At 69.4% G+C, this 10965-nt stretch carries 9 protein-coding genes; 4 read left to right on the plus strand and 5 right to left on the minus strand.

The features are described from left to right. Window positions 1-139: 139 nt before the first annotated feature. From ACFWU9_RS33300 to acnA, 3 genes are all read right to left on the minus strand, one after another. Window positions 140-496, minus strand: coding sequence for a hypothetical protein (locus ACFWU9_RS33300; protein ID WP_384324809.1), 357 nt, complete (start codon window positions 494-496; stop codon window positions 140-142). After that, complete coding sequence (locus ACFWU9_RS33305; RefSeq protein ID WP_384324810.1) at window positions 493-2586, minus strand: polymorphic toxin-type HINT domain-containing protein; 2094 nt, start codon at window positions 2584-2586, stop codon at window positions 493-495. The genes ACFWU9_RS33300 and ACFWU9_RS33305 overlap by 4 nt, the downstream gene beginning before the upstream one ends. Window positions 2587-2900: 314 nt before the next feature. Further along, window positions 2901-5615, minus strand: coding sequence for an aconitate hydratase AcnA (acnA, locus tag ACFWU9_RS33310; RefSeq protein ID WP_384324820.1), 2715 nt, complete (start codon window positions 5613-5615; stop codon window positions 2901-2903). A gap of 336 nt (window positions 5616-5951) precedes the next feature. On the opposite strand from acnA, the gene ACFWU9_RS33315 reads away from it, so the two are divergent. Then, the gene (locus ACFWU9_RS33315) at window positions 5952-6737 is read left to right on the plus strand and encodes a MerR family transcriptional regulator (protein WP_384324811.1); all 786 of its coding nucleotides are present in this window, start codon (window positions 5952-5954) and stop codon (window positions 6735-6737) included. A 29-nt stretch (window positions 6738-6766) separates the two neighbouring features. Further along, on the plus strand, window positions 6767-7102 hold the full coding sequence (locus ACFWU9_RS33320) for a YnfA family protein (RefSeq protein WP_384324812.1): 336 nt from the start codon (window positions 6767-6769) through the stop codon (window positions 7100-7102). On the opposite strand, the gene ACFWU9_RS33325 is transcribed toward ACFWU9_RS33320, so the two are convergent. Both ACFWU9_RS33325 and ACFWU9_RS33330 read right to left on the minus strand, forming a co-directional pair. After that, window positions 7077-7805, minus strand: a complete 729-nt coding sequence (locus ACFWU9_RS33325; protein ID WP_384324813.1) for a hypothetical protein — start codon at window positions 7803-7805, stop codon at window positions 7077-7079. The genes ACFWU9_RS33320 and ACFWU9_RS33325 overlap by 26 nt on opposite strands. Before the next feature lie 227 nt (window positions 7806-8032). Continuing rightward, complete coding sequence (locus tag ACFWU9_RS33330) at window positions 8033-8653, minus strand: dihydrofolate reductase family protein (protein ID WP_384324814.1); 621 nt, start codon at window positions 8651-8653, stop codon at window positions 8033-8035. Window positions 8654-8932: 279 nt separating this feature from the next. Between ACFWU9_RS33330 and ACFWU9_RS33335 the strand changes: the two genes are divergently transcribed. Together ACFWU9_RS33335 and ACFWU9_RS33340 are read left to right on the plus strand one after the other, a co-directional pair. Beyond that, a complete protein-coding gene (locus ACFWU9_RS33335; protein WP_384324815.1) occupies window positions 8933-9133 on the plus strand; it encodes a DUF4236 domain-containing protein in 201 nt (66 codons plus the stop codon). Window positions 9134-9358: 225 nt separating this feature from the next. Continuing rightward, on the plus strand, window positions 9359-10888 hold the full coding sequence (locus ACFWU9_RS33340; RefSeq protein ID WP_384324816.1) for a helix-turn-helix domain-containing protein: 1530 nt from the start codon (window positions 9359-9361) through the stop codon (window positions 10886-10888). The last annotated feature ends 77 nt before the right edge of the window (window positions 10889-10965 follow it).

Consider the following 10965-nt stretch of genomic DNA (forward strand, 5'->3'; position numbering starts at 1 on the left):
TGGGGGGGGGGTGTTTGGGGGGGGTCCGCTGCCCGCCCCCTCTGGGGGGGCCCCCCGGGGGCGGGCGGGTCCCCCGCCCCTTCCGTTCTGCGTGCGGTGTGCGCTGAACCCACGGACCTCGGCGGAAGACTTCCACCTTCTATCCGCGAGGCCGTATCTCCCGGAACCCTCGGGTCATGGCAGGCCCCAGGTAATTGATGATCTCGTGCCCCGGATCGCCCGGATTGGGAAGGTACCAAAGGAATGAGGTGCCGATCACCTCACTCACTTCGGGGATACCCCTGGACAGCTGCTCCTCAAGAAAAGCAAGAACCGATCGCCAGTCCAAGGCATCCGAGCCGCGCTCGACGAAGGAACGCACCAATTCCTGTGTGACGTCCCAGAAGAAGACATGCGGCAGCACACCTTCCTCATTGAAAATGTGGGCACTGTACGGATCCTCGAGAGCTGGAAACCTGGCCACCAGGTCTTCTACCAACTGCACGTCCGCGCTCACGAACACGACTCCAGACCTGGGTAGTTGTCCAGACCCTCGTACCTTCCGGCATGAGCGTCGTCGATGGCGGCGATGAGGCTGTTCGCGACTTCGATGTCGCGCGGCGTCCTCACCACGGTCTCCTTCTTCCCACCCCTCAGCCTGACCACGTCCTTCGTGAGGAAGTTGACGAGGGAGCTTCGAAGCTGCGTCGTGCTGGCGATGTGATTCCTGCCCTCGACTTGCTCTCCACCGAGGGCCTCATGGTTGGCCGCTGCCATTGCCGACCCGTCGCCGATCGAGTTTGGATTGCCCACGCCATGGAACAGGGCATCGACAATGTTCTGCAGCCTCGCATTGTCTACCTGGGGCGTTTCACCGCCGTTGTTGTGCACCAGGACCGGTGTATCGCCGGTGACGACATAGTACGTGTGGATGCCATTGACGGTGAGGTCGTGCGTGACCTGCCGCTTGGTGTAGCGGTCGACGGCGGTGACCTGTACGGATGTACCGGCAGGCGTTCGCAGATCGTCGCCCGGCTTGATTTCTCCGGCGTCCGCCCAGCGATCCTTGTCCGTCAGCCAGAACGGATGCGTGTCGGTCGCCGTCAGAACCTCGGTGCCCGAATTCGTGACGACAGTCAGACGCGTGAAGTCCTTGTCGTCGTACGTGGTGATCGTCCGCTCGATCGTGCGCGCCTGACTGCGACCGCTCGTCGGGTCGGTGGCGATGACGCGGGTCCCGACGCGGACCTTGTCGATGGCCGTCAGACTGCCGTCGGCCAACAGCACCGGAGTACCCGGCAGGAAGCTGTGCCGCGCCGGACAGGCCGGCAGAGCCTCGTCATGCTCCTCGGACTCGTCGGAGTCGTCCGACTCGTCCGGCCGGTCCTGTTGGTCCTGGTCGGCGTCCGGGGTGTCGTGGTTGTTGCCGCCGTTCAGGCGGTCAAGCCAGCGGGCCTGGCCGTAGTACGGGATGAACGAGGAGCCGATGTTCCAGCCCACCAGGCCGGCCGCCTGGCCGAAGTCGCCGTTGTTCCAGAGCTCGCGGGCCTCGTCGCCGACGAAGCTGTCGTCCAGCACCGTCACGCCCGTGTTGAAGGACGCCCCGCTCCAGTCGACGAGCGCGCCGAGGTAGTCGCCGTCCGACCACTTGTCCGTCGCGCCCTCGGCGTCCTCCAGCCACTGTTCGCCGAGGTCGCGGCCGTAGTCCACCGTGTCCTCGATCACCTGGCCGGGATCGGTGATCGTGTCCCAGGCCTCGGAGAGGTCGCCGCCGATGCCGTCGACGACCACGCCCTCCAACGTGCCGCCCAACTCGTCCCCGGCGCACGAGAAGAACGCGCCGATGCCGGACGTACAGCTCTCGCCACCGTCCCCGTCGCCGTCCCCGTCCTCGCGGTCGCCGGCCTCGTACGTACCGCCCGGGTCCCGGAGCGCCGGGTCGTACGCGCCGTCGTCGTCGTGGGTGTCGGTACGCTCGTACGGGTCGCCCGGCTCCTCGCCCGGCGGGTACGCGCCGTCCGCGCTGTGATCGCGCCCCGATCCCCCGGTGCCGCCATCCGGACCGCCCTCCGCGACGGACGCCGCGTCGCTCCCGCCCCCGCACGCGCTCCCCGTGATCTCGCACACCGCCGACCGCAGGCCCCCGCCGACCTGGCCGCCGACCCCCGTCGTGACCAGACCCGTCACGATCGCGGTGACCAGGACGATCAGCCCCACGTACTCGGCCGCGCTCTGGCCGCCGTCCGTACGCCACTTGATCATTCGTGCGAGCCGGAACGGACGCCGTTCCTCCCGCTCGGAGACCGGCAGCGCGAACCAGTCGCGCGAGGACCGGCGCAGCAGCAGTACGGTGATCGCGACCGGCACCAGCGACTGCGTGAAGCCGCGCCCCGATCCCTGGCCCAGCGTCCCCAACGCGCCGACGAGCAGCCAGACCTGGAGCGCGAGCAGCGCCCATCGCACCCGTACGCCGCCGGCCCACGCCCGCCGGGCCAGGACGAGCGCCGCCACCCCGGGCGCGGACGCGTACAGCAGCAGCCCGGGCGAGCGGCCGTCCACCGCGTCCGCCGACGCCGCGACGGTCAGCGCCCCGGTCGTGCCCAGCACCGTGATGCCTAAAAGGAGATGGAGCAGTATCAATGCCGCGCGTAACTCCCGCGGCATTCCCAGCCGGCCCCCGCCGGCCTCCACCGTTACGTCAGATCCCCCAACTCCGGGGTCCCCCATACCCGTTGCTGACATACATCTGACGCTAGGTCAGCGCATCCGCCCGATCCCGGGCCCTGGGGCCCCAAACGGGCCCACTCCGGGCCCGTTCTCCATTGGGGTCCAATTTGGGCCCTTCGGGTGGGAACCGCACACGCGGAAGGGCCGCACCCCGCGCGGGGTGCGGCCCTTCGTCGGCTGCCGTGCGCCGGTGCCTACTTGCGGATCAGGCTGCGGAGCACGTACTGCATGATCCCGCCGTTGCGGTAGTAGTCCGCCTCGCCCGGGGTGTCGATGCGGACCACCGCGTCGAACTCCACGCCCGTGTCCGTCGTGACCTTGACCGTGTCGGGCGTCGTACCGTCGTTCAGCGCGGTGACGCCCGTGAAGGTAAACGTCTCCTCGCCCGTCAGGCCGTACGACAGGGCCGAGGCGCCCTCCGGGTACTGGAGCGGCAGCACGCCCATGCCGATCAGGTTCGAGCGGTGGATGCGCTCGTACGACTCGGCGATGACCGCCCTGACGCCGAGCAGCGCCGTACCCTTCGCCGCCCAGTCGCGGGACGAGCCCGAGCCGTACTCCTTGCCCGCGAGGACGACCAGCGGGGTGCCGGCCGCCTGGTAGTTCTGCGAGGCGTCGTAGATGAAGGAGACCGGTCCGTCGGGGGCCGTGAAGTCGCGGGTGTAGCCGCCCTCCGTGCCCGGCGCGATCTGGTTGCGCAGACGGATGTTGGCGAACGTGCCGCGGATCATGACCTCGTGGTTGCCGCGGCGCGAGCCGTAGGAGTTGAAGTCACGGCGCTCGACGCCGTGCTCGGTGAGGTACTTGCCCGCCGGGGTGTCCGCCTTGATCGCGCCGGCCGGGGAGATGTGGTCGGTGGTGACCGAGTCGCCCAGCATGGCGAGCACGCGCGCGCCCGTGATGTCGTCGACCGGGGTCGTCTCCATCGTCATGCCCTCGAAGTACGGGGGCTTGCGCACGTAGGTGGACTGCGGGTCCCACTCGAAGGTGTTGCCGGTCGGGATCGACAGCGCCTGCCACTGCGCGTCGCCCGCGAAGACGTCCTGGTAGGACTTGTTGAACATGTCCTCGCCGATGGCGGAGGCCACGACCTCGTTGACCTCTGCCTCGGTCGGCCAGATGTCTTCGAGGTGGACGGGCTTGCCGTTCTGGTCGACACCGATCGCGTCCCGCGTGATGTCCACCTTCATGGAGCCCGCGATCGCGTAGGCCACGACCAGCGGCGGGGACGCCAGATAGTTCATCTTGACGTCGGGGTTGATCCGGCCCTCGAAGTTGCGGTTGCCGGAGAGCACCGCGGCGACGGCCAGGTCGTTCTCGTTGACCGCCTTGGAGATCTCCTCGTCCAGCGGGCCCGAGTTGCCGATGCAGGTCGTGCAGCCGTAACCGACCAGGTTGAAGCCGAGCTTGTCGAGGTACGGCGTGAGGTTGGCCTTGTCGAAGTAGTCGGTGACGACCTTCGAGCCCGGGGCCAGCGTCGTCTTGACCCACGGCTTGCGGGTGAGGCCCTTCTCGACGGCCTTCTTGGCGACGAGCGCGGCGGCGACCATCACGTACGGGTTCGAGGTGTTGGTGCAGGAGGTGATCGCGGCGACGGTGACGGCGCCGTGGTCGATCTCGTACGGCGTCCCGTGCGGCGGGGTGACCAGGGTCGGGCGGGTGGGCACACCGTTGGTGGTGGCCGGCGAGTCGGAGGCCGGGAAGGACTCCTTGCCCGCCTCCTCGTCGTCCGTGACGTAGTTGCGGACGTCGAGCGCGAACTGCTGCTTGGCGTCGGCCAGCACGATGCGGTCCTGCGGGCGCTTCGGGCCCGCGATGGACGGGACGACCGTGGCGAGGTCGAGCTCCAGCTTCTCGGAGAAGTCGGGCTCGGCGGCCGGGTCGAGCCAGAGGCCCTGCTCCTTGGCGTACGCCTCGACCAGCGCGAGCTGCTGCTCGTCGCGGCCGGTCAGCTTCAGGTACTTGATGGTCTCGGCGTCGATCGGGAAGATCGCGGCGGTCGAGCCGAACTCCGGCGACATGTTGCCGATGGTGGCGCGGTTGGCGAGCGAGGTGGCGCCGACGCCCTCGCCGTAGAACTCGACGAACTTGCCGACGACTCCGTGCTTGCGCAGCATCTCGGTGATCGTCAGGACGAGGTCCGTGGCGGTGGTGCCCGGGGTCAGCTCGCCGGTCAGCTTGAAGCCGACGACGCGCGGGATGAGCATCGAGACGGGCTGGCCGAGCATCGCGGCCTCGGCCTCGATGCCGCCGACGCCCCAGCCGAGCACACCGAGGCCGTTGACCATGGTGGTGTGCGAGTCGGTGCCGACGAGGGTGTCCGGGTACGCCTGGCCGCCCCGGACCATGACGGTGCGGGCGAGGTGCTCGATGTTGACCTGGTGGACGATGCCGGTGCCGGGCGGGACGACCTTGAACTCGTCGAACGCGGTCTGGCCCCAGCGCAGGAACTGGTAACGCTCCTTGTTGCGGCCGTACTCCAGCTCCACGTTCTGCGCGAAGGACTCCGGCGTGCCGAACTTGTCGGCGATGACGGAGTGGTCGATGACCAGCTCGGCCGGGGCCAGCGGGTTGATCTTCGCGGCGTCGCCGCCGAGCTCCTTGACGGCCTCACGCATCGTGGCGAGGTCCACGACGCAGGGAACGCCGGTGAAGTCCTGCATGATGACGCGGGCCGGGGTGAACTGGATCTCCTGGCTCGGCTGCGCCTGGGAGTCCCACCCACCGATCGAACGGATGTGGTCGGCGGTGATGTTCGCGCCGTCCTCGGTGCGGAGCAGGTTCTCCAGCAGCACCTTCAGGCTGTAAGGGAGGCGCGCTGAGCCCTCGACCTTGTCCAGCCTGAAGATCTCGTACGACTCGTCGCCCACGCGCAGCGTGCTGCGGGCGTCGAAGCTGTTCGCCGACACGACAGTCTCCTTCATGAATGTGCGCGTACTACCGCGCCGCGACGCATGTGCGGCTGACGCCGCGCGGTGCCGCCAACGGGCTGCTCGCCGATCCGCTAAGGTAAGGCTTAGTTAGGTTCGCCTTACTGCCTGGCGGCTGCGGTACGCCTTCGGCAGATATCTCGATGTCGAGATAACTCTAGTACATGACCGCTGCGAGGTCATGCCCGGGAGCCCTGTGTTCCGTGCCCACCTGAGCGCGGAGGCCGAGTGCGCGGGGCGACCGAGCGCGGGAGTCAATGGCCAGGGGTCCCCGGGGTGACCTTCCGGTCGACTCGAAGGTCTACGGTCGCGGGCATGGCCTTCATGTGGATCTCCCAGCTCGCCGGGCGCAGCGGGGTACCGGCCACGACCCTGCGTTATTACGAGAGTGAGGGGCTGCTCCCCGCCGGCCGGACGTCCGCCGGGTACCGGAGGTACGGCGAGGACGCGCTCGAACGACTGGCGTTCATCGGCGCGGCCAAGAACCCGGGGCTGCCGCTCGACGAGATCGGCGAGTTGCCGCGGGTGTGGGAGGCCGGTGCCTGCCGGGACGTCAGGACGGAGTTTCGGCCGCGGATCGCCGCCCGGCTCGCCGGGGCCGAGGCGCGCGCGGCGGAGCTGGTCGCGTTCACCGCCTCGCTCCGGGGAGCCCTGGCGCATCTGGACGCGCTGCCCGACCGCGCCGGGCGGTGTGATCCGGAGTGCGGGTTCCTCGCCCCTCCCGCGTCGGGAGTCCGGGGTGGGCGGCCGGCCGACGTCGCACTCATGCCCGGCCGCAAAGCCGCGGAACAGGAGGAGGAGCGGTGGCGCACGGCACCGGTGACCTGTTCACTGACGGGGGGAAAGCTCGCTGAGCGTACGGGGCGGTGGCGCGAGGCTCTCGAAGGCGCCGCCCGGACGGCGGTGCCCGACGGTCTGCGTCTGACCCTGCCGGCCGGCCGGGCCGCCCGGATCGCCGAACTGGCCGCGGCGGAGCAGCGGTGCTGCCCGTTCTTCGACTTCCGGCTTCATCTCGACGGCCCGCACCTGCGTCTGGAGGTCCGCGCACCGGCCGAGGGCGGCGCCCTGCTCGCCGGTCTCTTCGGCACCGCCGCTCACTGATCCGCCCCCGAACCAGAAGGCCCCTCACCATGCTCGTCGCCCGCTCCGTCGCCCTGTTCGCCGTCGCCGCCCTGTTCGAGATCGGGGGTGCCTGGCTGGTGTGGCAGGGCATCCGCGAACACAAGGGCTGGATCTGGATCGGCGCCGGCGTCGTCGCGCTCGGGCTCTACGGGGTGGTCGCCACCTTCCAGAGCGACGACAACTTCGGCCGGATCCTCGCCGCGTACGGCGGCGTCTTCGTCGCCGGGTCGATCGCCTGGGGCGTGGTCGCCGACGGATTCCGCCCGGACCGTTTCGACATCATCGGGGCGCTGGTCTGCCTCGCCGGGATGGCCGTCATCATGTACGCCCCGCGCGGGCACTGACCCCCTCCGTGGATCCCTGGGGCCGAGGCCTTTCCGTACGGCGCCGGCGGCGGTGGTAGGAGAGCGTGAGCGCCGCCAGCAGGGGTCCCCAGAGCAGCAGTGGGGCGTAGCAGAGGTAGAAGACGACGGCGGGCCAACCGCCCGCTTCGCCCGGGTAGTCGGGGGAGATCGCGTCTCCTCGCAGGGTGACGTCCGCGAGGTCCGTGACCGCGGCGGCCGTCCAGGCCGTGGTCAGTACGAGCGCGCCGAGCGCGGCGGGGACGACGACGGCCAGTGGCGGGATGCGCCGGCCGCGCAGGACGGGTGTCCAGCGGGGCCAGACCTCTCCCCAGGCGGCGATCAGCCCGACCGCGGTGAACGCGATCAGTTCCGAGACGAGCGAGAGCACGACCACGTAGAGCTCGATCGGCAGCCAGGCGGGGAGGTCGCCCGTGCCGTGGCCGGAGCCGCCGTTGACCTCGGCGATCCGCCAGAGCCCCGACGGCAGGACCGTGAAGGGGACGGCCAGGGCCGCCCCTCTCGCCCAGCGGGGGACGCCGGGCACCGGCGTGTGGGCGGTTCTCCAAGCGGCGCGCAACCGGTCGCGCAGGGAAGGGCGTTGGGGGTGGGCCGCGTCGACGTGGGTTCCGTCGGCGGTGCGGGCCTGGTCGGTGCGAGCTCGGTCGGTACGGGCCTCGTCGGCGTGGCTGGTGCGCGTGGACATGCGCGCTCGCTCCTTCGGTCCGGCGGGCGCCGCTCGCCCGGCCTCGTCCGAAGATCGCAGCGGGCTCCTTCGCGCGGATCGCCCTCCGGTACGAAACGGCTCCGCCGCACGGTGGGGGCGGGAGGTGGCCCGAGGATGATCACGGGCCCGGGGACCGGCCCGGTGTGCGACGTGTCGTACGGCCGGCGCCGCCGCGTCCTCGGCGGCGCCGGCCATGTCCGTCACCCTTACTTGAGGATCCGGTACTTGAGGTGGGTGGCGCCGGGGGTGTCGACCACCCGGATCGGTTCGAGCGCGTGCGAGCCGAGACCGAGGTTGTCGAAGAGCCGCAGACCGCCGCCGAGCAGCACGGGGATCACATGCAGCTGGAGTTCGTCGACGAGGCGGGCCTTCAGATACTGCTGGACGGTGTGCGCGCCGCCCGCGATGTCGACGTTACGGCCGCCGGAGACCGCCTTGGCCTTGTCGAGCGCGCTGTCGATGCCGTCGGTGACAAAGGTGAAGGTCGTGCCGCCCTCCTTGACGAGGGTGGGCCCGGGGCGGTTGGTCAGGACGAAGACCGGGGCGCGGAACGGCGGGTTGTCGCCCCAGAACTCCACCCCGGAGTCGTACATCAGCCGACCCATGACGACCGCGCCCGTCGCCTCGAACCACTCGCGCATGATCTCGGAGTCGTGGTCGCTCTCACCGCCGCCGAGGCCCGTGCGCTCGCGCCAGCTGGACTGGGCGTGGATCCAGCCGCCGATCTGGTCGGCACCGTTGCCCGCTGGGTTGGCGACGCTGTGGTCGGTGCCGGCGATGTAGCCGTCGAGCGACATGGTCATGTCGGCGGTGACGGTGACCGTCATGAGGTGCTCCTTCAACTTTCCGTACCTGCTGCGGGTGTTGCTCGTTCGTCGATCGGCGGACGTCGTTCTCGACGCGCGCGGACCATTTCTCCGTATGGCGTGGGTCACGGTCGTCACGGCCGAGGGAATTCGGGCGGTTCGTAACTGTTCGTGGGGGCGAAGCGTACGTCGCGGGGGCGCGGAGAGAAGGCCGGGCCTGCCGCGCGGACATGGATCGCCGCCCACAGGTAACCCGTACTGCCAACAGGGCTTCGCCCACGCCGACTTGAGGAGGCCACCGTGCCGATCACCTTCCGTAAGAGTTTCCGGATCCTGCCGGGCGTACGGCTCAACATCAACAAGCGTTCGTGGTCGATCACCAGCGGGGACGGCAAGGGGCCGCGGCACACCACGAGCAGCACCGGCCGGCGGACCACGTCGATGGATCTGCCCGGACCCTTCGGCTGGCGCAAGACGACGAACAAGCGCCGGGGCCACTGAGCCGTACAACCGGATCGGTAGACCGGATCCGTGGCCGGCTCGCCCACTCGTACCCGTACGGCTGTACCCGTACGGCCGTACCGTGCTCGCCGAAACGCGCGAATCGGGCCATGATGGTCCGCGAGGTGCGGGCGTGCGCGGGCCTCGGCCGTATGGGCGACGTCACTCGCACGAATGGCGCACCTCAGCAACGCTCTCATCTCACATATGAGATAACCTGTCGCCATGGCAGACGACTACCTCGTACGCATCGGCAAGCTCATCCGTGACGCCAGACAGCACAGGGGCTGGACTCAGACACAGCTGGCGGATGCGCTGGCCACCAGTCAAAGCGCTGTGAACCGTATCGAGCGCGGTAACCAGAACATCAGCCTTGAGATGATCGCGCGCATCGGTGAGGCGCTCGACAGCGAGATCGTGTCCCTCGGATACTCCGGACCGATGCACTTGCGGGTGGTCGGCGGTCGCCGGCTCTCCGGCTCCATCGACGTCAAGACGAGCAAGAACGCCTGCGTGGCCCTGCTCTGCGGCTCGCTCCTCAACAAGGGGCGTACGGTCCTGCGGCGGGTGGCGCGTATCGAGGAGGTCTACCGGCTCCTCGAAGTGCTGAACTCCATCGGCGTGCGCACCCGCTGGATCAACGACGGCATGGATCTGGAGATCGTGCCGCCGGCGGAGCTGGACATGGCGGCCATGGACGCGGAGGCGGCGCGCCGTACGCGCTCGATCATCATGTTCCTCGGTCCGCTGCTGCACCGCATGGACAACTTCCTGCTGCCGTACGCGGGCGGCTGCGACCTCGGCACGCGCACCATCGAGCCGCACATGATCGCGCTGCGCCGCTTCGGTCTCGACATCACGGCGACCGAGGGGCTGTACCACGCGGTGGTCGACCGCTCGACGTCCCCGGACCGGCCCATCGTGCTGACCGAACGCGGCGACACGGTCACGGAGAACGCGCTGCTGGCCGCCGCCCGCCACGACGGCGTCACCGTCATCCGCAACGCCTCGTCGAACTACATGGTCCAGGACCTCTGCTTCTTCCTGGACGCGCTCGGGGTACGGGTCGAGGGCGTCGGCACCACCACGCTCACCGTGCACGGCGTGCCGAGCATCGACACCGATGTGGACTACTCCCCCTCCGAGGACCCGGTCGAGGCGATGAGCCTGATCGCCGCCGCGGTGGTCACCGAGTCCGAGCTGACGATCCGCCGGGTGCCGATCGAGTTCCTGGAGATCGAGCTCGCGGTGCTGGAGGAGATGGGTCTGGACCACGACCGTACGCCGGAGTACCCGGCGGACAACGGCCGTACCCGGCTGGTGGATCTGACCGTACGGCCCTCGAAGCTGGAGGCGCCGATCGACAAGATCCACCCGATGCCGTTCCCGGGCCTGAACATCGACAACGTGCCGTTCTTCGCGGCGATCGCGGCCGTCGCGCAGGGCAAGACCCTCATCCACGACTGGGTCTACGACAACCGCGCGATCTATCTGACGGACCTCAACCGCCTGGGCGGCCGGCTCCAGCTCCTCGACCCGCACCGGGTCCTGGTGGAGGGCCCGACCCGCTGGCGCGCGTCGGAGATGATGTGCCCGCCGGCGCTGCGGCCCGCGGTGGTGGTGCTGCTGGCGATGATGGCGGCGGAAGGCACGTCGGTGCTGCGCAACGTCTATGTGATCAACCGCGGTTACGAGGACCTGGCGGAGCGGCTGAACTCGGTGGGCGCGCAGATCGAGATCTTCCGCGACATCTGATATGCGAGAGCCGCCGCACCCTGTCTGACCCGCGCTCGCCGCCGAGCTGCCCGGGGTGCGGTACGTCCGGCTGGAGG

The organism is Streptomyces sp. NPDC058653, from assembly GCF_042716895.1.
Lineage (GTDB): Bacteria > Actinomycetota > Actinomycetes > Streptomycetales > Streptomycetaceae > Streptomyces.

What these genes read in the sequence shown, in the direction of transcription:
- ACFWU9_RS33320 (WP_384324812.1), top strand. Translation starts at nt 6,767, where the DNA reads ATGCTCGTCGCCCGCTCCGTCGCCCTGTTCGCCGTCGCCGCCCTGTTC.
- ACFWU9_RS33315 (WP_384324811.1), top strand. Translation starts at nt 5,952, where the DNA reads ATGGCCTTCATGTGGATCTCCCAGCTCGCCGGGCGCAGCGGGGTACCG.
- ACFWU9_RS33340 (WP_384324816.1), top strand. Translation starts at nt 9,359, where the DNA reads ATGGCAGACGACTACCTCGTACGCATCGGCAAGCTCATCCGTGACGCC.
- ACFWU9_RS33325 (WP_384324813.1), bottom strand. Translation starts at nt 7,805, where the DNA reads ATGTCCACGCGCACCAGCCACGCCGACGAGGCCCGTACCGACCGAGCT.
- ACFWU9_RS33330 (WP_384324814.1), bottom strand. Translation starts at nt 8,653, where the DNA reads ATGACGGTCACCGTCACCGCCGACATGACCATGTCGCTCGACGGCTAC.